The organism is Corynebacterium sp. HMSC063G05 (assembly GCF_001810555.1).
Taxonomy (GTDB): domain Bacteria; phylum Actinomycetota; class Actinomycetes; order Mycobacteriales; family Mycobacteriaceae; genus Corynebacterium; species Corynebacterium jeikeium_D.
The window spans coordinates 126,261-146,631 of the sequence record NZ_KV801845.1 but is presented as its reverse complement, the minus strand read 5'-3'; the positions used below and the strand labels follow the sequence as shown (position 1 = coordinate 146,631).

General features: G+C 61.3%; 16 protein-coding genes and 1 pseudogene. 13 read left to right on the top strand and 4 right to left on the bottom strand.

Annotated features, from left to right (window positions below; genetic code table 11):
• Positions 1-251 precede the first annotated feature (251 nt).
• From HMPREF2751_RS03830 to HMPREF2751_RS03815, 4 genes are all read right to left on the bottom strand, one after another.
• The gene (locus tag HMPREF2751_RS03830; RefSeq protein WP_070595496.1) at positions 252-4,295 is read right to left on the bottom strand and encodes a Pls/PosA family non-ribosomal peptide synthetase; all 4,044 of its coding nucleotides are present in this window, start codon (positions 4,293-4,295) and stop codon (positions 252-254) included.
• Positions 4,292-5,122 (bottom strand): MarR family winged helix-turn-helix transcriptional regulator, encoded by an 831-nt coding sequence (locus HMPREF2751_RS03825; RefSeq protein ID WP_070595493.1) that lies wholly within the window; start codon positions 5,120-5,122, stop codon positions 4,292-4,294. The genes HMPREF2751_RS03830 and HMPREF2751_RS03825 overlap by 4 nt, the downstream gene beginning before the upstream one ends.
• Positions 5,123-5,279: 157 nt before the next feature.
• On the bottom strand, positions 5,280-5,576 hold the full coding sequence (locus tag HMPREF2751_RS03820) for a rhodanese-like domain-containing protein (RefSeq protein ID WP_016421494.1): 297 nt from the start codon (positions 5,574-5,576) through the stop codon (positions 5,280-5,282).
• Positions 5,577-5,729: 153 nt separating this feature from the next.
• Positions 5,730-6,203 (bottom strand): inorganic diphosphatase, encoded by a 474-nt coding sequence (locus tag HMPREF2751_RS03815; protein WP_172954623.1) that lies wholly within the window; start codon positions 6,201-6,203, stop codon positions 5,730-5,732.
• A gap of 124 nt (positions 6,204-6,327) precedes the next feature.
• Between HMPREF2751_RS03815 and dacB the strand changes: the two genes are divergently transcribed.
• From dacB to panC, 13 genes and pseudogenes are all read left to right on the top strand, one after another.
• The gene (gene dacB / locus HMPREF2751_RS03810; protein WP_246823138.1) at positions 6,328-7,812 is read left to right on the top strand and encodes a D-alanyl-D-alanine carboxypeptidase/D-alanyl-D-alanine endopeptidase; all 1,485 of its coding nucleotides are present in this window, start codon (positions 6,328-6,330) and stop codon (positions 7,810-7,812) included.
• A 48-nt stretch (positions 7,813-7,860) separates the two neighbouring features.
• Positions 7,861-9,141 carry an amidase family protein gene (locus HMPREF2751_RS03805; RefSeq protein ID WP_070595488.1) on the top strand — a complete coding sequence of 427 codons (1,281 nt, stop codon included), beginning with the start codon at positions 7,861-7,863 and terminating at the stop codon, positions 9,139-9,141.
• Positions 9,134-10,207, top strand: a complete 1,074-nt coding sequence (gene tilS, locus HMPREF2751_RS03800; protein ID WP_224783774.1) for a tRNA lysidine(34) synthetase TilS — start codon at positions 9,134-9,136, stop codon at positions 10,205-10,207. Before HMPREF2751_RS03805 ends, tilS begins: the two co-directional genes overlap by 8 nt.
• 121 nt (positions 10,208-10,328) lie before the next feature.
• Entirely contained in the window at positions 10,329-10,913 is a 585-nt protein-coding gene (gene hpt, locus HMPREF2751_RS03795; protein WP_049190659.1) for a hypoxanthine phosphoribosyltransferase, read from the top strand.
• Positions 10,914-11,182: 269 nt separating this feature from the next.
• On the top strand, positions 11,183-13,861 hold the full coding sequence (ftsH, locus tag HMPREF2751_RS03790; RefSeq protein ID WP_049190662.1) for an ATP-dependent zinc metalloprotease FtsH: 2,679 nt from the start codon (positions 11,183-11,185) through the stop codon (positions 13,859-13,861).
• A gap of 9 nt (positions 13,862-13,870) precedes the next feature.
• Complete coding sequence (gene folE, locus HMPREF2751_RS03785; protein WP_016421488.1) at positions 13,871-14,446, top strand: GTP cyclohydrolase I FolE; 576 nt, start codon at positions 13,871-13,873, stop codon at positions 14,444-14,446.
• Between the two features lie 86 nt (positions 14,447-14,532).
• Positions 14,533-15,474 carry a dihydropteroate synthase gene (folP, locus tag HMPREF2751_RS03780; protein ID WP_016421487.1) on the top strand — a complete coding sequence of 314 codons (942 nt, stop codon included), beginning with the start codon at positions 14,533-14,535 and terminating at the stop codon, positions 15,472-15,474.
• 5 nt (positions 15,475-15,479) lie between these two features.
• Complete coding sequence (folB, locus tag HMPREF2751_RS03775) at positions 15,480-15,884, top strand: dihydroneopterin aldolase (RefSeq protein ID WP_016421486.1); 405 nt, start codon at positions 15,480-15,482, stop codon at positions 15,882-15,884.
• A complete protein-coding gene (folK, locus tag HMPREF2751_RS03770; protein WP_016421485.1) occupies positions 15,881-16,393 on the top strand; it encodes a 2-amino-4-hydroxy-6-hydroxymethyldihydropteridine diphosphokinase in 513 nt (170 codons plus the stop codon). Before folB ends, folK begins: the two co-directional genes overlap by 4 nt.
• A gap of 2 nt (positions 16,394-16,395) precedes the next feature.
• Positions 16,396-16,902, top strand: a complete 507-nt coding sequence (locus HMPREF2751_RS03765; RefSeq protein WP_049190665.1) for a DUF3180 domain-containing protein — start codon at positions 16,396-16,398, stop codon at positions 16,900-16,902.
• Entirely contained in the window at positions 16,899-18,170 is a 1,272-nt protein-coding gene (locus tag HMPREF2751_RS03760) for a DUF6779 domain-containing protein (RefSeq protein ID WP_070595485.1), read from the top strand. Before HMPREF2751_RS03765 ends, HMPREF2751_RS03760 begins: the two co-directional genes overlap by 4 nt.
• A 64-nt stretch (positions 18,171-18,234) precedes the next feature.
• Positions 18,235-19,155, top strand: coding sequence for a Rossmann-like and DUF2520 domain-containing protein (locus HMPREF2751_RS03755; protein WP_070429763.1), 921 nt, complete (start codon positions 18,235-18,237; stop codon positions 19,153-19,155).
• A gap of 97 nt (positions 19,156-19,252) precedes the next feature.
• A pseudogene (gene panC, locus HMPREF2751_RS03750) lies at positions 19,253-20,194 on the top strand (pantoate--beta-alanine ligase); the annotation flags it as partial.
• Between the last annotated feature and the right edge of the window lie 177 nt (positions 20,195-20,371).

The following is a 20,371-nucleotide window of genomic DNA, read 5'->3' as shown; positions in this document are numbered from 1 at the left end:
GTTAAGTAGCAAAAAGTGTGTCCGCTCGGCGTGTCGCCGGGTGGGCACCTTTTGCTACTTAGCCCTACTTAGCCCCAATGCGAGTTAGTGACCTCGGTTATGGCTGGCAGCGGGCCAATGGAGTTACTGACCGCGTTTATAGCAAAAATTGTCCGAAAAATGGCTTGAAAGTGTCATAAACTCTCACAGTTTCACATTTGCAGCCCGTTGTGCCTACCAGGCTCCTACCTAAGCCCCCCACTCAATCCGGGCTACTTCTTGGCCACCACTGGCTCAATTGGGTTACCTCGCCAGGAGGTGTGCGCAGGAACATGGTCACCGCGCATGACGAGAGAACCGGGTTCGACGCGGCAGCCGTCGTCAAGCACAGATGCCGGCAGTGCGACTGAGTGCGGTCCTAGGACGGAGCCGTGTCCGATGTGGACGGTGTCGAGCGTCATCACGCGGTCGGTGAACAGGTGCGTCTGAACGACACAACCACGGCCGACAGAAGCGCCCCGCTCGATTTTGACAAGGTCGGTCTCGGGCAGCCAGTACGTCTCCAGCCACACCCCGTGGCCAACGTTCGCGCCGAGCAGACGCATCGCGCGTGCGATACCGCCGGTGGCCATCGCCGGGTTCAGGTACCACGGTGCGGCAACCATTTCGACGAATGCATCCTGCAGCTCATTGAGCCAGACGAACTTGCTCCACAGTGGGTGATCACCGGGCTTGTGCTTGCCGACGCACACCCACTTGGCCACGACCGTGATGAGCAGCCCCAGCACACCAACAATCAGTAGCACGGCAGGGGAGAGCAGCCACGCGACCAGCAGGCCGAGCAGGGCAGCGCCAACGCCACCTGCAGTGACCAACTCCGCGGTGAACATGCCAAGGGCCTGCAAGATAAACAGCGTGACCGTAGCCAACATGAGAGAGACCATCGGTGCCAGGACGCGCAGTGTCTCGACGATGCCGCGGGCGACCTTCAATCCCGTAGTCGGACGGTAGGTCTGCGCCGACTCATCGCTGGAGACGGTGCCCACGCGGCGCATGCGCTCTGGCGGCGAACCCCACCAGTTGGAGCCGGACTTGGTCTTCTTCGGGGTAGAGGACAGCACGGCCACCAGCGAGTTCTTCGCCAGCTTGCGTTCTGGAAGCGTGATGCCGGAGTTGCCCAGGAAGGCGCGCTTGCCGATGCGGGAGTCACCCACCAGCAGCCAACCGCCGCCGAGCTCGTAGCTGCCGACCATGGTGTCGTCAGCCAAGAAGGACTCGTCCTTGACGTGCAAGAACTTCGGAATACCGATCGCGGTGGAGACTTCGCTGTCGTGACCAATTTGGGCGCCCAGTGCACGCAGCCACAGCGGCGTCAACATGGAGGCGTAGATGAAAAATAGGTCGTGACGGGCAGCGTCCATCAGGCGAATTGTCGCCCACGACTGCCAACCCACGCGCGAACGCACCGGGAACACTCCCGGCTTCAGGCCGATGCTGAACAGGCGCACGAGAATCAGCGTCAGCAGGGCATACACCGCAACACCGACGAAGGTGGCGGGAATAGCCCACAGCACGGCGCTACCCAGCGTTGGCCAGAGATTCGAGGTGGTTAGCTCGGTGGTGCCGTCGATAAGCCCCGTGCCCCAACCGATGACAGCAGCCATCGCGACCGCAGCGGACAGCGGTACGAGTGTCAGCAAAACAGCGGTGAGACCGTAGATAGCCACCCAGTGGCGGCGAGCCGGCGGAACTTCCTCCGGGAAGCGGTGCTTGGACCGGCCGACCTTGCGAGCCGGGGAACCCGACCAGCGCGCGCCAGCCTTGACCTTCTTCTCACCGGTGACGGTGGAACCCGCCTCGATGTGAGCGTCATTGCCAATACGCGCGCCGGGCAGCAGCGTTGAACGGGCACCGATGCGGGCGTGCTTGCCAATAGTGACCTCGCCGACGTGGACGACATCGCCATCGACCCAGTATCCGGACAGGTCTACCTCCGGCTCGATCGAGCAGTAATCATCCAGTTTGACCAGACCCGTCACCGGCGGCAGCGCGTGCAGATTCACACCCTTACCAATGCGGGCACCCAGCATACGGGCGTACCACAGCACGAACGGAGCACCCGCTACTGAGTGGGCACCGGAGCTCTCTGCCAGACGTTCGGCCGCCCATAGTCGCAGATGTACCGAACCGCCACGCGGGTAATCACCCGGGGTGATGTTGCGCGTGAGCAGGCGTGTCGTCGCCGCGTTGATGGGCATGACCCCCAGCGGGGTCAGGAACAACACGGCCAGTACGGTCACCAACCAGCCTGGTAGTGTCAGCGGCCCGCCGATAACCCAGTTGATAATCGCAAGCCACGTTACCCAGCGCATGCCACGTGCCCACTGCAGCGGCACCATGAGGCAGACCTGCGCCCAACGGGTCTTACGGGAGACAGGCGTCGGCTCGGGCACCTTTTCCAGGTGAGCGGTGGGGTCGCTGGTGTCGGCAAGCATGTCGTCGCTGATGAAACCGCGCGCTACCAGCTCTTCAGCGAGATTGCCCAGGCGCGGGTGGTCGTAGAGATCGCGCACGGCGACCTGTGGGGCGCGCTGGCGAATGCGCGCAATGACGCTCGCCGCCGCCAAGGACGTGCCGCCCAGGGCGAAGAAGTCCGAGGCCGCGCCGGGCGCAGGTACGGACAGCACGTCCGCCCAGATATCGGACAGCCACTTCTCTACAGGGCTCAGCTTGTCGACGTCGCCCTTACCCGCACGCGCAGGCAGTGGCCACGGCAACGCCGCCTTGTCGACCTTGCCGGAGGTACGAACCGGCAGCTCATCCATGATGTGCAGGCGTGGCACCATCGCGGCTGGCATGGCATCGCGGAGAGTATCCATGCACTTGTCGTAGTCCATGGCTGCGGCGTCGCCACCGGCGCCGACGTAGCCGACCAGGATGGAATCGCCAGCACCGGTCTTCTGCACCACGACAGTCGCTTGAGTAGCGCCGGGGAGGGCAGCCAGGTGCGCCTCGACCTCGCCGAGCTCAATTCGCCGACCGCCGATTTTCACCTGATCGTCGACGCGGCCGGTGAAGTACAGTCCGTCCTCGTCCATGATGACGTGGTCGCCGGTGCGGTACGCGCGCTCCCAACCGAGAGCTGGCAGCGGTGCGTACTTCTCGGCGTCCTTCTCCGGGTCCAGGTAGCGTGCGAGTCCCACGCCGCCGATGACCAGCTCGCCCTTGGTGCCCGGTGGGACGGGGTTGCCCTCTTCGTCGATGACGGTGAGGTCCCAGCCGTCCAGAGGAAAACCGATGGTCACGGGCTTGCCGGGCCTCAGCTCGATGCCGGAGGCCACGACGGTGGCCTCGGTGGGGCCGTAGGTGTTCCACATTTCGCGCTCTGGGGTGGACAGGCGCTCGACCAGCTCTTGCGGGCAGGCCTCGCCGCCAACGATGAGCAGGCGCACGCTGTCGAGCGCCTCGGCGGGCCACAGGCCGGCCAGCGTCGGAACTGTGGAAACAGCGGTGATGTGGCGGGAAATCAGCCATGGGCCCAGGTCCACGCCGGAGCGCACCAGCGAACGCGGAGCCGGCACCAGGCAGGCACCATTTCGCCAGGCCAGCCACATTTCCTCACAGGAGGCGTCGAAGGCGACGGATAAGCCGGCGAGAACGCGGTCATCCGGGCCGAGCGGTCCTTCCGGGTGGTTGGCCAAGAACCAGCGGGCCTCCGCATCGACAAAAGCGGCGGCGCTGCGGTGGGTGACCGCCACGCCCTTGGGCTTGCCGGTGGAGCCAGAGGTGAAAATAATCCAGCAGTCATCGTCAGGAGTGGGCTCCTGCGAGATGATCTCGCGTGCGTTCGGCGGCGTCGGTTCCGTCTCTTCCTCGTCGGAGTCGGCGTCGGAGTCCAGCGGGCGGGGGCGATTACGTGCCGTGGAGCCAGCCAAATGCAGGCCTTCAGCATCGAAGTAACCGGCGATACCGGCCTCGCCGAAGACCATTTCTGCACGCTCGTCGGGGTCATCCGCGTCCACCGGAACGTAGGCGGCACCGGCGGCCATGATGGACAAAATTGCCAGGTAGAGCTCGCGGCTTCCCGACGGCATCCGCACACCAATGCGGTCGCCGCGACGGATGCCCTGTTCGTACAGCCACGTAGCTGTGGAATCAATCTCGTTGATCAACTCCGCATACGTGACGACAACCTCGCCGTCATCGATGGCCTCAGCCTCGGGGAACCTTCGCGCGGTCGCCCGGACAATGTCAATGAGTGTGCGCTCAAGCGGCTGTTCCGTAGCGCGTAGGAACTTCGCTTCAGTGGTTGTCACTTGAGAGCCCCCTTCTTATTCTTCTTCTTGCGCTTTTTCTTCTTCGACTTCTTACGTTTAGGACGCGGGGCATCGCTTGACGACGTCGCCTGCGTCTTATTCTCCGCCATGTCCTTGGTGTCTGTCTCAGTGGCCGTGACCTCTGGGATAGCGGCCTCGGGGTTCTTCGCGCCGGCATCGGTTTCGGGGCTTGCAGCGGAGTCGTCGGCAAGCGATGCAAGCAGCGCGCGTACCTCGGGTGCGCATTCGGCGACGGCGGCGCGTTCGGCTCTGCGGAGTGAGCGTCGCAGAGATGCGCGGGTGGTGTTGCCCGTTTCTGTCAGCGCGATGAGCTGGCGGCGTCGATCCTTGGAGTCTCGGGTGCGTTCGACTAGATTTGCCGACTCCAGAGAGTCAATCAGGCGAACCATGTCAGAGCGGTCCATGCCGAGCAGCGCGCTCAGCTCGGTTTGAGCCATGTCGCCGCCATCGGCGATGGCCTCCAGAACCCAATAACCGCGGATGGAAATCGACTCAATCTGAGTGCGGCCAAGAGCCGCGTTGACACTGGCGCGGACAGCCGCATCGAGCTGCGCCAGGCACCAGGACGCGGATTTGCGCAGGGCGGCCGGTGCGACGGCGAGTTCGCTTGCGGAGCCGGGCTTGCACTTGGACTTAGTTCTGGCCTTAGCACTGGCCTTGTTTTTGGCTTTCGCCCCCTTGCGAGCCTTCTTCGTCTTGGTGCCGCTCTGTGCGTCGACAGCAGGCACCTTCGCGCCTACGGCGGCTGCCACACCACCGCTGGCGTCGGCGGAGTCCGCCGAGGAAAGTACGGATGAATCAGACATACTTCCCATACTAGACAATCTGGGGAACCATCAATAATGGGACATGGCCAACTAATAATGCCCCTGTTTGCCTGCGGATTGTTAGAAGGTCGGTGCTTTGGGGTGGGTAAATAAATGAAAAACTGCCCTGCAGGTAGGCAGGGCAGTTGTAGTTGATTTAGTTGGCTTTCTCCATTGGGCGGCCGAAGTGCTCCCAGTCGATCATGCCGCCGGTGATGACGATGGTGTCGATACCGTTCTTCTCCAACCAGGAAGAAACCTGAGCGGCGCGTCCACCGGAGCGGCACATCAGGTAAATGTCGGAATCCAAATCTAGCTCGCCGTAGCGGGACGGAATCTCTTCCATGGGGATGTGAACGGCGCCGGTGGCGTGGCCGTCATCCCACTCCATCTGTGAGCGGACATCAATGATCTGTGCGTCTTCGGGTACTTCAGATACGTTTACGGTTTCCATAGTGCGCACTATACGCAATCTGACCTTATCGCCGGAAGCACAAAGGCCGCCGGAGGAAAACTCCGACGGCCGTAGCGCTGAATCACAGGAACTGCGTCAAAGGTGCGAGCCCCAGGAAGGGAGATTGGCTAGCGCAATTCTTACTTGTGGCTCTTACTTGTGGCGCTCGATAGCCTCAGCCAGGATGCGCTCAGCCTCAGCCTTGTTGCCCCAGCCCGAACCGGAAACTTCCTTGCCCGGCTCCAGGTCCTTGTAGTGGACGAAGAAGTGCTCAATCTCGTCCTTGGTGAACTGGGAAACATCGTCGATGTCCTGGTAGTGGTCGAAGCGGACATCATCCAGGACGCACAGCAGCTTGTCATCGCCGCCGGCCTCGTCGGTCATCTTGAAAACGCCGAGCGGACGAGCCTTGACAATAACGCCCGGGAAAACCGGCTCCGGCAGGATCACGAGAGCGTCCAACGGGTCGCCATCCTCGCCGAGGGTTTCATCGATGAAGCCGTAGTCGGCCGGGTAGGCCATTGGGGTGAACAGGTAGCGGTCGAGGTAGACCTTGCCGGTCTCGTGGTCGACTTCGTACTTGTTGCGCTGACCCTTCGGGATCTCAATAGTGACCTCAACGCTCACGGCGATGACTCCTTATAATCGGTGTACACTTCTCTGACGGCTATCTTATGCGAAACCCGCTCAAAACCGTTTATTTGTGCACCTTAAGTGAGGTTTTGTTTTCAGGAAGAAGGTGTTTGTGACCGTGGGTAGTACCGACTCTGACAGCTCCAAAACCGCCGCTAAGGGCACGCAAAAATCGCCCAGTTCCGTAAAATCCGGCAAATCCAAGAAGTCGCGCGGACTGAAAATCGGCGGTGCCATCGCCGGTGTTCTCGTTATCGCAGCGGGCAGCGGCGTAGCGGTTGTCGTCAATAACAATCGTCAGATTGTTGTCGATGCACCGCCCGCGGTCAGTCATGTCTCTGCTCCTGTGACGGCGGCGCAGTCTTCGCTTGACGACGGCGCTCTGGCCCAAAAAGTCAGCGCCATCATGGACGCTGCTGCGGCCGATCCAGCCTTCGGTGAGCTGCATGGAATTGTTAGCGATGCTACTACCGGCCAGAAACTGTGGGGGATCAATGACACCGCGGTGGCCATGCCGGCGTCCAGCATGAAGATTCTCACTGCGGCTGCCGCACTGTTGGACTTAGGTGAAGATCATCGGGTTTCCACCCGCGTCTCCCGGGTTACGGGGACTAACGACATCGTTTTGCACGGCGGGGGTGACCCCACCTTAAGCAAGGACGGGGAAGGGTTCTTCCAGGACTCGGCTTCAATCGCTGAGTTGGCGAAAAAGATTTCCGTGGTCATTCCGGAGGGGGTCGGCAAGGTTTATCTCGACAACTCTCTATTCACCGAGAGTTTCCACGAGACCTGGGAGCGTGCAGGGCTGGAGGACGGCTACATCGCACCGGTGGAGTCGGTGATGATGGACGCCGGTCGTATCGATCCGACGAATGAAGAATCGCAGCGCAGCGCCACGCCCGCCGCGGATGCCGCTGATGCACTGGCCAAGGCGCTTGGTGCGGAAAACGGAGGCAGCTTGAGGGATGCGGCCAAGGATGGTCAGTCACTGCCTCTGGATCCAGACCTCGTCGCGCTCGTGCAGTCAGCCCCGCTGGTTACCCGTGTGCACGAGATGATGAACTATAGCGACAACGTGCTTGCCGAGTCCATTGCCCGTGAGGTGGCTATCTCTCGCGGTCTGCCGCCGACCTTTGAGGGGGCCGCACGTGCCGTGCGTGACACTCTCGCGGAGCACGGTTTTCCTCTCGATGGCGCGGTGCTGTCAGACTCCAGCGGCCTGAGCACGGATAACCGTATTTCTCCGCAGCATCTCTCCGAGGTGCTCAATTCGGCCGCGGGTCCGGTGGAATCGGCCGAGCAGGGGGGATTGGCGGAGTCGCAGGAGTCGTCGGAAAGCACTGCGTTGCGGTTGCGTCCACTGTTGGACAGCCTGCCGGTGGCGGCAGTGTCCGGCACTCTGGCGACGCGCTTTGCTGGTCAGTCCGGGGCGGGCATCGTCCGTGCGAAGACAGGCACGCTGAATAAAGCCTCGGCGTTGGCGGGATATGTGGTGACGAAGTCGGGACAGGTACTGACGTTCGCACTGATTTCCAACGAGGCGAGCCTGTTGCCGGCAAGAGCTGCGTCCGATAAGGCAGCGAGCGCCCTTGCGGATATCTAAACTGAGATTCATTTGCCACTGAAAATAATTTGAGGAGATGAATCCGCAATGGCCTCTCACACTTCCGCGATTAGGAACTTGCCAACCGTTCACGAGATTGCCGCACAGGTTCGCGAGGGAAAGCTAAGCCCGGTGGACAGCGTGCAGCGCAGTCTCGACGCTATCGCCAGACTGGATGGAGGGATTCATGCCTTCCGTGAAGTGTGGACGGATAGGGCTCTGCAGGCTGCGCGGGAACTCGAGCAAAGCGAGAAACTCTCGGAGTTGCCGCTCGCAGGTGTGCCATTTGCGCTGAAGGAAAACACCGCTCTAGAGAACCCGTTTGTCCAGCAGTTGACTAGCGCCGGTGCAATCGCGGTGGGAACTACGGTGAATCCGCAGTTCTGTACGTGGGGGACGACGACGCTGCCGGGACTGGCCGTCGACAATCCGATTCTGCCGGGGCACACTCCCGGTGGGTCCTCCGGTGGATCCGCAGCGGCTGTCGCCGCTGGGATGGTTCCGTTTGCGCAGGGCAACGACGGCATGGGGTCACTTCGTATCCCTGCAGCGTGCTGCGGGCTATCGACTCTGAAGGCGACCCCGGGAACAATGCCGGGGCGCGTGGGCGGCAATGACTGGTACGGAATGTCTGTCCAAGGGGTGCTCACAGTCAATAACGAGGACTTGCGCCTGATCACCAAGATCCTCACAAATGGCATGGTGGATGCGGAGGATCCGGCGAAGACCCTGCCTGAAAACTTCGCCGTCAGCGTGGACACCACTGCGCCCGTATTCGGTTTGAAGGCTGCACCGGAGTACGTCGATGCGGCACAACAGGCGGCGAGAGTATTCGCGGACAAGGGATTTGCCGTCACGGAAAAGAACATGCCGTACCCGCTGAACCCACTGCCGATGCTCGCGCGCTGGACTGCGGGGGTGGCGGATCAGCTTCGCGACGAGCCGCGCCCCGATCACCTGGAGTGGCGCAATCGAGTCCACGCCGGCATTGGACGCTTGCTGCGTTTCACAATCAATGGCCGCCAAGTGGCACGCGATGGCGCTCGCATCGAGCGTGAGCTACCGGGTGACACCATCTTGATTACCCCGGCTCTGGCCAAGAACCCACCGCGAATTCGCGCATGGCATCGCATGCCCTGGATTGTGAACCTGCTGTCCAATCTGCGCTTCACTCCCTACGTCTCGACGTGGAATTACCTGGGATTCCCGGCTGGCATCGTTGTGGAACCGACCTCTGGGTTGCCGGTGCAACTGATTGCGCGCCCGACCCAGGAGCGAATTCTGCTTACCGCGATGGAAACCATCGCAAGTGGTGGGCGCGTTGGCTAGACCTTTTTGGCCGGACCGCAGCCCTCATTTCCTCATCATTCGGCAAGCTGTCCGCGCGATAGTGCAGCAGGTGGGGCAGGAATTGGGCAGCGGTGTCGTCATTGGGCTTTCCGGTGGTGCGGATTCGCTGGCCCTGACCGCCGGGGCCTGTGCGGAAGCTCTCGGGCCCAAGGGTGCGCTGGCCGGCCGCAAAGTCCACGCCGTCGTAGTTAATCATCAGCTTCAGCAGGGCTCTGCAAAAGTTGCCGAGCGCGCCGCCCACATTGCTCGGGGGATGGGGGCTACGGCCGAGGTTATCGCGGTCGATATCAACAACAATTCCGACCGTGGTCCCGAATATGAGGCGCGTTTGGCACGACACGCAGTGCTACGGGAGGTCGCCCAATCTCGAGGTGCGGCGCTGATGCTCGCCCACACCTTGGACGACCAGGCGGAAACAGTTTTGCTGCGGCTGGCCAGGGGAGGCGGTCCGCAAGCGCTGTCCGCCATCCGCGACAACCTCACGTGGTCTGACGGGACTCGGATTCTGCGCCCGCTGCTCGGTGTGCGACGCTCAGATACTCAGCTCTGCTGCGAAGAGCTGGGCTTGAAGGTGTGGCACGACCCGCACAACCATGACGACCATTACGCCCGCGTCCGGGTTCGAAAGACGATTTTGCCGCTGCTGGAGCAGGAGCTGGGTCCGGGAGTTGCGGAAAATCTCGCTAAGACTGCGGCGATTGCAGCAGTCGACAATGACTTTTTGGACGCTCACGCCGATTCGGCTCTGCATGCGCTGCTGGGGGAGGAAGAGGCGTCGGCAAGCGGGAGCCTGTCTGTGCGAGGGGTGGCTGAGCTTGACGACGCCATCGCGGTGCGTGTCCTCGCACGTTGGTTGCGGCAGGCGGGTGCGGAGCCCAGCAGTAAACAGATCGACATGGTGATGGCGCTCGTGCACCGCTATCACGGCCAGGGCGAAGTGCCGGTGACCCGCGGTCGCGATGGTGCTGACAGAAATGCCAGGTTGGTCGTTGAGCGAAAAGATGGCACTCTACAATTGGTAATGAATCGTCCCGCGGTGCCTTAAGAAGGGTGCCGCAATCCAACTTCCGGCGGCTGAGAACAATCGGTTGCCATAACCCTGAACTTGCACTGGGGCAGTTACGCTCCATCGACACGCCGCCATAGAAGTGCGGAAAGGAAATGCGATGCATGATGTGAAGGATTTCAACGTCCCCGCAAACCCCTACGGCGATGAGGTAGAGGCAGTTCTCATTGGCGAAGAGGAGCTGCATGCTCGCATTGCCGAGATGGCGCATCGTGTGAATGAGAAGTACAAGGATGCCGACAACGATCTGATTCTGGTCGCAGTGCTCAAGGGTGCGGTGTTCTTCCTGACTGACTTCGCTCGTCAGCTCAGCATTCCCAGCCAGATGGAGTTCATGGCGGTTTCCAGTTACGGAAACTCCACCTCGTCGTCAGGCGTGGTGCGTATTTTGAAGGACCTGGATCGCGATATTGAGGGACGCGATGTTGTGATCGTCGAGGACATCATTGACTCCGGCCTGACCCTGTCCTGGTTGATGAAGAACCTGCGCAACCGTAATCCGCGCTCCCTGGAGGTCATTACGCTTTTGCGTAAGCCAGAGGCTGTGCGCACCAGCCTGGATGTTGCGGATGTTGGCTTCGACATTCCGAACGAGTTCGTCATCGGTTACGGCCTGGATTACGCCGAGCGCTACCGCGACCTGCCGTACGTCGGCACGCTTCACCCGCGCGTTTACCAGGGCTAGGTCTGTCTTCGGCGCTTATTGCACAGTGCCGATGCTTTACGACGGGCATTGCGCGCGTACCCTCCCGCAGTTCTAGCTGTCTTCTAGCTATGAAAAGTGGGAGTTGGAAACTTTTTTCGGTTGCGATGCGTTATGCCTACTGTGGGGTCAGGTGCCATGAGCCCTGGCCCCACGTTGTGACATTGATGTGTCTTCGAGAAGAACTCGTTGATGCGTACAATTAATAAAAGCAACTAATAGATGTAGAGAGCGAAAAGCGAACCCACTGTATGGACAAGAAAAAGGTGTTCCGGTTTGCCACCGTTGCCGGCATCATCCTGATTATCCTCTTTGCTATTACTCAGCTGGCGGATGATTCCCGGGAATACCGCGAGGTGGATACGTCCGTTGCCCTGACCCAGTTGGATAAGGGCAATGTCACGGAAGCTCAGATTGACGATCGTGAACAGCGAATTCGCCTCACCCTGAAGAAGGGCGTGGAGGTCGAGGGTACTGAGGACGTCACGAAGGTGATGACCAAGTACCCAGCGCGTGCGACCGACCAAGTCTTTGACAAGGTCACCGCCGCCAAGGGTATGGAGAAGTTCGATACCAAGGTCACGCAGGATTCCTTCCTGATGTCCACCTTGGGCTTCCTGCTGCCGATGGTGATCTTCTTCTTCGTCATCATGTACTTCTTCAGCCGCATGCAAGGCGGCAAGAACGGCATGTTCGGCTTTGGTGGCAACCGCGCCAAGCTGCTGAACAAGGAGACCCCGACCAATACGTTCGAGGATGTTGCTGGTGCCGATGAGGCCGTCCAGGAGCTCGACGAGATTAGGGATTTCCTGCAGCACCCAGCTCGCTACGAGGAGCTCGGCGCGAAGATTCCGCGTGGTGTTCTGCTCTACGGTCCTCCCGGTACCGGTAAGACCTTGCTGGCCCGCGCCGTCGCCGGTGAGGCAGGAGTGCCTTTCTACACCATCTCGGGTTCGGACTTCGTTGAAATGTTCGTCGGTGTCGGTGCCTCTCGTGTCCGTGACCTGTTTAATCAGGCCAAGGAAAACAGCCCGTGCATTATCTTCATCGACGAGATTGACGCCGTCGGTCGCCAGCGTGGTGCCGGTATGGGCGGCGGCCATGATGAGCGTGAGCAAACCCTGAACCAGCTGCTGGTGGAGATGGATGGTTTTGGTGATCGTCAGGGCGTAATCATCATGGCTGCGACCAACCGTCCGGATATTCTCGACCCGGCGCTGCTGCGTCCGGGCCGTTTTGACCGACAGATTCCGGTGGGTGCGCCAGACCTGAAGGGCCGTGAGGCAATTCTGAAGGTCCACGCCCGGAACAAGCCGCTGGGTCCGGATGCGGATCTGACGTCGCTGGCGAAGCGCACCGCCGGTATGAGCGGTGCTGATCTGCAGAACGTGCTGAATGAAGCGGCGTTGCTGACCGCTCGCGTCAACGGCAACATCATTACTGCGGATGCGTTGGAAGAGGCAGTCGACCGAGTTATCGGTGGTCCGCGTCGTACCTCCAAGGTGATTTCCGAGCAGGAGAAGAAGGTCACCGCCTACCACGAGGGTGGTCACACCTTGGCCGCATGGGCGCTGAAGGACATTGAGCGTGTTTACAAGGTCACCATCTTGGCTCGCGGTCGCACTGGTGGACATGCGCTGACCGTCCCCGAGGACGACAAGGGCATGTATAACCTGCCAGAGCTCTTTGCCCGTCTGGTCTTCGCCATGGGTGGTCGCGCTGCCGAGGAGCTGGTTTTCGGACTGCCGACTACCGGTGCTTCTGCCGATATTGAGCAGGCCACCAAGATTGCTCGCGCCATGGTGACCGAGTACGGCATGTCGCCGGAGCTCGGCCCGGTGAAGTACGGGGAGGAGCAGGGCGACCCGTTCGTCGGCCGCGGTGGCAGCGGCTCTTTGGACTACTCGCCAGAGGTGGCAGCAACCATTGATCAGCAGGTTCGTTTGCTGATCAATAAGGCTCACGACGAGGCCTACGCCATCCTGAAGGAAAACCGCGACACTCTCGATGTTCTGGCTGAGAAACTGCTGGAGAAGGAGACCCTGCGTCGTCCGGATCTGGAAGTTATCTTCACCGATGTCGTTCCGCGTGAGCGCCTGAACTTCTTCGATAGCGACACCAAGCACCCGGCCGATGGCCGCGAGCCGGTGAAGACACCGGTGGAGTTGGCAATCGAGCGCGGCGAGGAACCGCCGAAGCGTGTCAACATCTTCGCGCCGGTGCGCCGCCGCGAACCAGAGAACCAGGACGCGGGCAACAACGGCAATGGTCAGGGGCCGGCAGGCTCCGCTGGTGCCGGTAATGCTAGTGTCCCGGGTCTGCCGGGCGCCCAGCAGGACCGACCGAATGTTCCGGTTTACGGTGGCACCCCACCGCCGGCTGGTTGGACCGCTCCAGGTTGGCCGCCGAAGGATACCGGCAGCACGCACGGTTCGGCTCCCGCACCGGCACCGGCGCCTGCGCCGACTCCTCGCCCTGAGGGGCAGAATCAGCCGGGTTCACAGGAAGGCCAGGGCAACGCGCGTGGCCAGCACCCGGGCACTGCTAACTACCCGGCAGGTGCGCCGGACTTCGGCTCGAAGGCAACCGGTATTGGTAGCAACGGTGGCAACGGCCCCGCGAATATCCCTGCCCCTCCGAAGATGCCGTGGGACAGGCAGGGGGGACGTCACCGCCAGAACAACTCTGGCAGCGATGCCACCCCGACTACGGTGATGCCGTCGGCAGGACAACAGCAGGAGCTGCGCGGATTCCGCCTGCCGGATAACGAGCAGCCGGAACACACAGAACGTCCGGAAAACGCGAAGAACGCCGACAACTCCGATGACAAGGGTGCACAGATGCACGATTCGGATAAGGACGGCGTCGTCAAGCGAAACGAAGACAACAGCGCCTGGCAGGACAAGCCGGACACCAACGAGGAGCGATAAGTACACATCATGGAGCGCGAATTCGATCAGGGGCGGGCCGAGGCTGCGGTGCGTGAACTGTTGATTGCCGTCGGTGAGGATCCCGACAGGGAAGGCCTGAAAGAGACACCGGCGCGAGTGGCGCGAGCCTACCGTGAGGTTTTCGCGGGCCTGTTTGAAGATCCGTCTGAGGTGCTGGCAAAGACCTTCAACGAGGATCACCAGGAACTCGTTTTGGTGAAGGACATCCCGATTTACTCCACCTGTGAGCACCATTTGGTGCCGTTCTTCGGCGTTGCCCACATTGGTTACATCCCGGGCAAGGACGGTCGTGTGACGGGCTTGTCCAAGCTCGCTCGTCTGGTCGATGGCTATGCGAAGCGCCCGCAGGTGCAGGAACGTCTGACCAGTCAGGTTGCGGATGCCTTGGTGGAGCGGCTGGATCCGGCCTCGGCGATCGTCGTCATTGAAGCGGAGCATCTCTGCATGGCCATGCGCGGTATCCGCAAACCGGGTGCGCGCACGGTGACCTCAGCCGTCCGCGGTGGCTTCAAGACGGATGCCCGTTCGCGCGCAGAGGCAATGGCGCTCATCCGCAAGAGCTAACGCAACAGTTAAATGGTCGATTGGAAAGGCTGGACAACAAGGTGACTGAATCCCCCTTGCAAGCGCAGGCAGGACAGCCGGCGGAGATGGGTATCGAGAATCAGCTCTGCAAAGTGATGGGCATTGTCAACGTCACCGAGGACAGCTTTTCCGATGGCGGCCTGTACAAGACCTTCGACGCGGCGATTGCCCATGCGCACGAGCTGCTCGCTGAAGGCGCACATATTCTCGACATCGGTGGCGAGTCCACTCGCCCCGGCGCACACCGCGTTTCCGAGGATGAGGAAATTGCCCGAGTCGTGCCGGTGGTCCGTGAGCTCGCGGCAGACGGGCACCTGATCAGCGTCGATACTATGCGCGCAAGTGTCGCAGAGGCAGCAATCGCCGAGGGCGCGGTGTTCATCAACGATGTCTCCGGCGGTCTCGCAGACCCCAACATGTACGCAGTCTGCGCCGATGCCGATGTGCCCATCTGCCTGATGCACTGGAAGACCGATCGCTTCGGCTCCGCTTCTGGACGCGCCGAAACTCACCCGGACGGCATTGTCGCCGATGTCCGTGAGCACCTGCTTCAGCTTGTCGACGGTGCCATGGGCGCCGGCATCGTCGAGGAAAATATTGTCCTGGATCCAGGCCTGGGCTTTGCCAAAAACGCCGATGACAATTGGGCGCTCCTCCACGGCCTGCCGGAGCTTATTGACCTCGGTTTCCCCGTATTGGTCGGTGCCTCCCGCAAGCGTTTCGCCGCCGCCGTCGGCAGTGAGGCTCGCGCGCCAAAGCAGGCTGATGCTGCGACTACCGCAATTTCCGCGCTGTCCGCAGCGGCGGGCGCATGGGCGGTTCGAGTTCACAATGTGGCCGACAACCTCGACGCAGTGCGGGTGGCGCAGGCATGGAACCTTGGCCGCTCACTGACCGGTTACACCGCGGCCGGCGACTATCCGGAAGGTGGCTCTAACCGCGCTGCACAGCACGATGAGTCTCCTGCTGAATCGCCAGCCGAGGCGGCTCTGGAAGGAGACGAGTAGAAACAGTGGCTGATCGCATTGAACTCAAAGGTCTGAAAGCCCGCGGCTACCACGGCTGTCTCGACTTCGAGCGCCGCGATGGCCAGGACTTCATCTGTGATGTCACCCTGTGGTTGGATTTCTCCGGTGCCGCTGCCAGCGACGAGCTGGACGACACCGTCAACTACGCCGACATCGCAGCCACAGCGCACGGAATTTTGACCGGCACTCCGCGCAACCTCATCGAAACCGTCGCGACCGAGATTGCCGAAGCAGTGCTTGCCGACGACGATGGCCGCGCCGAACGCGGATTGTCCCCACTGTTACATGCGGTGGAAGTAACCATTCACAAACCGCATGCGCCCATTCCGCTCGACTTTGATGACGCTGCGGTAACAGCCCGCCGTTCGCGGAAGAAGCGGTTGGCATGATTCGCGCCGTTCTTTCTATCGGCGCGAACATGGACCGCGCGCGAGAAAACCTAACTGGTGTGCAGGCCTTCTTCGCCGATGAATTGGTCGCAGCCTCAAAAATTTATGCCACCCCACCTTGGGGTGGGGTAGAGCAGGGTGACTTCCTCAATGCCGTGCTCATTGTCGATACGTCCCGGACACCAATGGAGCTGCTGGAAGCTGGTTGGAAACTGGAAAATGACGCTGGTCGAGTGCGCGAAATTCACTGGGGACCACGGGCGCTCGACGTGGACATTGTGCAGGTCACTGACAAGGACACCGGCGAGGAGATCATCTCTGACGATTCGACTCTGACCCTGCCGCATCCGTGGGCAACCGAGCGTGCCTTTGTACTGGTGCCGTGGCTCGATGCCGACCCGGATGCCGAATTGGGGGGAGTTCGGGTCGCGGCACTCGTCGATAAGCTGGCACCTGAAGACGTAAACGCAGTGCGTCTAGCAGACAGCGCGGATGGAGAAGAGGCCTAGAGATGAAACCGACCTCACCGATTACGTTGGCTGCATCTGCGCTGGTTCTCGCACTGGCGTCATGGATGATCGTGGCACAGTTTTTCGGTGCGCTCGGGCCACGAAGTTGGTGGGACCTGGGGTTTCCCTGGTTGCTCACAGCTGTCTGTGTGGCGGCAGCGCGGTGGATTAAGTCGGTGCTGAAAGAGGGGAAGGTCGGGCAGGATCGCAGCCAGGTGCAGCCGTTAACGTTGTCGCGATGGCTGGTGGTCGGTACGGCATCCGCATGGTTGGGGGCGATTCTCGGAGGTTTGTACGCCGGTGGCGTGCTGTGGGCTTTGCCGAAGTGGACGGAGCTTGCGGCTGCACAGGCCGACGGGCCGATCATGATTGTCGGCACAGTATCCGGCATTTTGCTCGCTGCGGCGGGGCTGTGGCTGGAAAAAGTTTGCCAATTGCCAACTGATGGCGAAAATTCTTCGCCTCCTAGCGGGGAAATGGGAACTAACTCGGTAGGGTGGGAGTTATGACTGACCTCTCCAACGCCGGTAATGACCCGAAGCGCTCGGGTGATGCCGCATATTTTCAGGGCGACGCGGCAGCTACTTCGTCGGATATGGCCGAGTCTCCGTCTCCGTCGCCTTCTTCGGCTTTCGAAAGCTACTCCGCTGGGGCTAACTCCGGGGCTGATGCGGCATATGCAGATGAGCAGAGCAATGATGTGACGAAATTCAGTTCTACCGATGGTATGACGGAGAAAACCGCCGTCATTCTCATGGTTGTGCTGCTGATGCTCGCGGTGATTGCCAGTATCGTCATGCTCTTTGCCTCCTCTGCCGGGTGGATGAAGGTTGCCGTGCTGCTGGCGTTGTGGTCGGCAGTTATCGGGGCTGTGCTGGTGACTCGATACCGCAAGACCATTGCGCTGGAGCGCAAGCGGTTGGAGACAATCGAGGAACTGCACAAGGTGGAGCTTGACCGCGAGCTGGCTACTCACCGTGAGCAGGAGCTGATTCTCGAGCAGAACTACCTGGACTCGCTTGAGGGCAACAACGATGACAACATTGCGGCGCTGCGCGCTGAGGTCTTTGCACTGCGTGCCCAGCTTGCTGAGTTCATGGGGGAGGATTTCGACGACGAGCAGGTTGCTCTTCGCGCCCAGGCCGAGCGTCTGCGTGAGCTCGACTCGCCACAGCAAGCCTCGCCGATGAAGGATCCGACCGGTCACGACCGGCCGACACCACGCGCGACTTCCCACCGCGCTGAGATGACCGCTAACGGCACTGTCGGCGCTCATACCCAGCACGGCGGCACGGGCTCCGCATCCTCCGCTTCGCCGGTTGAAGACGCCGAGGCTACCGACATGCGCCGTACATTCTCGCCGTCTGGCCAGCCGGTTGACGTCCACGAAGTCGCCGATTCCAAGGATGACGAAACCGTTTCCAAGGAGAAGTTCTCCACTAACTCTTTCCGCGCCATCAACTGGCAGGAAACCCCGGCCGAGGACGCCGCAGAGGATGATTCTCAGGGCGGTGCTCACGAGGCACACGGTGCACGGCACCCATTCGCTGCGCCGGAATCGGACGATGCCTCGGACTCTCCGACTCGCCAGCTGCAGGCCATTCGCGATGAGGACCTCGCAGAAGAGCCAGCTCAGAAACCGGCTCAGGCTCCTGAGCAGGAGCCTGCAAGCCACGGTCGGCGCCGTGCTGAGGACAACAAGGGCAGCCTGACGGTTGCCGAGCTGATGGCGCAGATGCGCAAGAAGAGGGAGCAGCGCGAGGACGAAGAGGCCTAGTCGCTTACCGAGTATGCGCGGCCTACTCACTGCACATAGCTGGTTTGGTCTAACCTAGTCAGTCATGACGCAAAGCCAGCATGATTCCCATCCCCATCGGACAACCGCTCCGCGGTTGGCGGTGGGGATTATTTCTGCCGGAAAAGTCGGGGTCGCGCTCGGCCAGGCGTTAGAGCACTGTGGGCATCGTGTCACTCACGTGGTCGCGCGCTCACCAGAATCTGTCACACGAGCGCATCTACGTCTCCCGAACGCACAGGTTAGTAGCATTGCCGACACAGCTTCCACCTGCGAGCTCATCGTCATCGCCGTGCCGGATCGCGCCATCGCAGAGGTCGCCGAGGAAGTCGCCCGCCATGTCGGCCCCGGACGCATCGTCATGCATACTTCTGGTTCCCTCGGGCGTGCCGTGCTCGATCCGGTCGCACTCACCGGCGCGCTGACCATCGCCGCCCATCCCGCAATGACATTCGCAGGGCTTGACGACGACTCCGAGCTCCTGACCGGTTGCCCATGGGGTATCACTGTTGGGGATGAGCTCGCGAAAACAGTCAGTGAACTGCTCATTGGTGAACTCGGCGGTCGTCCGGTGTTCATCAACGAACGTCACCGCGGCCTTTATCACGCGGCTATGGCCCACGGCTCAAACGGTCTGGGCGCAGTTGTGGTCGATGCAGTAGAAATGCTGGCAACCACTATCGGCGGAGACGCAGCAGCCGAAGACACCGACCTAGCTGAGCTGCGTCGAGGCCAGGCCGCCGAGCTGCTCCGCCCACTGCTGGAAGCTTCATTGGACAATGCCTTGAGGTGGGGTTCCCGGGGGCTGACTGGCCCGGTGACGCGGGACGACCTTGGGACCGTCGTCAAGCACGAACGTGAAATTGAAGCGGTGGCACCGGAAATGGGAACCGCCTACCTGGCCCTTGCCGAGCGCATCGCCGAGCTGCGCGGCGCCAACGAGGTTTTGCGGTACCTACGCCGATGAGCTGAGCGGACTGGCTGTTCTGGTCATCCGGGATGTGGCGTAAGGTATTGCCGTCGGGCGAAAAGTTTGGTCCGGTAGATCTGAACGCGGAGGAAACATGACGGGTTATACCGCCGGAGAGACAACTGTTCACAAGACTATTGCGGGAATCGCGCAGGTCACCCGTGCGTTGCGGAAGACCGGGCGGCCGGTGGTGCTCGTACCTACGATGGGTGCGCTACACCAGGGGCACCTTGAACTAGTACAGGCCGCGAAGACGCTGCCGCGCGCTGTTGTGGTGGTGTCGATTTTCGTCAATCCTCTGCAGTTCGGTGAGGGGGAGGACTTTGACGCCTACCCGCGGACTCTGGAGGAAGACGTTGAGAAGCTCCGCGCTGTCGGTGCTGAGCTGGTCTTTGCGCCGAAAGCGAAGGAGATGTACCCCAACGGTTTCCGCACGACGGTGCAGCCGGGGCCGCTGGCTTCGGAGCTCGAAGGTGCTACTCGCCCGGGGCACTTTGCCGGTGCGTTGACGGTGGTCAACAAGCTTTTCAACATCACCAACTGCACTGATGCCGTTTTTGGTGAGAAGGACTACCAGCAGCTGTGCCTGATGCAGCAGATGGTCACTGACCTGAATATGCCGGTGCAGTTGCACGGTGTACCGGTGATTCGCGAGGCCGACGGGTTGGCTATGAGCTCCCGCAACCGCTATCTGTCCGAGGAGCAGCGCAATCTCGCAGTAACCCTGTCCGCCGCGCTGACTGCTGGTGCTTTTGTCGCGGACCGTGGTGCGGATGCTGTGCTGGAAACCGCGCGTGGTGTGCTCGCCAGCCAGCCTGAAGTCGAGTTGGATTACTTGGAGCTGCGTGACGCTGCGCTCGCCCCGCTTTCCGACGAGGCGTTGCGCGGCGACGGCCAGGAGACTGAAGCTCGCCTGCTGGTTGCTGCGAAGGTCGGCACTACTCGTCTCATTGATAATGTTGGCTTGATTCTGGGTGCGCCGCGCCCGGATTCGGCAAACGGTTTCGGGCAGCTCGGGCAGAAGGACGCCGAAATTGCGTCGGCGGCTCTGTCGGCGGCGGGGCTGGACGGCGAATTGACTGAGGAAGAGGCCGCTGAGTTGGCTGAGCTGCAGGAAAAGGTTCGTGCTGCGCGAGATGCTCGTCTGAAAGATGAGTCCAGCAGAGAAACTCTGAAGAACGCTGGCTTTGGCGTTGAGCAGGACAGCGAGTAG

What these genes read in the sequence shown, in the direction of transcription:
- hpt (WP_049190659.1), top strand. Translation starts at nt 10,329, where the DNA reads ATGCATGATGTGAAGGATTTCAACGTCCCCGCAAACCCCTACGGCGAT.
- folP (WP_016421487.1), top strand. Translation starts at nt 14,533, where the DNA reads ATGGGTATCGAGAATCAGCTCTGCAAAGTGATGGGCATTGTCAACGTC.
- HMPREF2751_RS03820 (WP_016421494.1), bottom strand. Translation starts at nt 5,576, where the DNA reads ATGGAAACCGTAAACGTATCTGAAGTACCCGAAGACGCACAGATCATT.
- HMPREF2751_RS03825 (WP_070595493.1), bottom strand. Translation starts at nt 5,122, where the DNA reads ATGTCTGATTCATCCGTACTTTCCTCGGCGGACTCCGCCGACGCCAGC.
- HMPREF2751_RS03765 (WP_049190665.1), top strand. Translation starts at nt 16,396, where the DNA reads ATGAAACCGACCTCACCGATTACGTTGGCTGCATCTGCGCTGGTTCTC.
- folE (WP_016421488.1), top strand. Translation starts at nt 13,871, where the DNA reads ATGGAGCGCGAATTCGATCAGGGGCGGGCCGAGGCTGCGGTGCGTGAA.
- HMPREF2751_RS03805 (WP_070595488.1), top strand. Translation starts at nt 7,861, where the DNA reads ATGGCCTCTCACACTTCCGCGATTAGGAACTTGCCAACCGTTCACGAG.
- folK (WP_016421485.1), top strand. Translation starts at nt 15,881, where the DNA reads ATGATTCGCGCCGTTCTTTCTATCGGCGCGAACATGGACCGCGCGCGA.
- ftsH (WP_049190662.1), top strand. Translation starts at nt 11,183, where the DNA reads ATGGACAAGAAAAAGGTGTTCCGGTTTGCCACCGTTGCCGGCATCATC.
- HMPREF2751_RS03755 (WP_070429763.1), top strand. Translation starts at nt 18,235, where the DNA reads ATGACGCAAAGCCAGCATGATTCCCATCCCCATCGGACAACCGCTCCG.
- HMPREF2751_RS03760 (WP_070595485.1), top strand. Translation starts at nt 16,899, where the DNA reads ATGACTGACCTCTCCAACGCCGGTAATGACCCGAAGCGCTCGGGTGAT.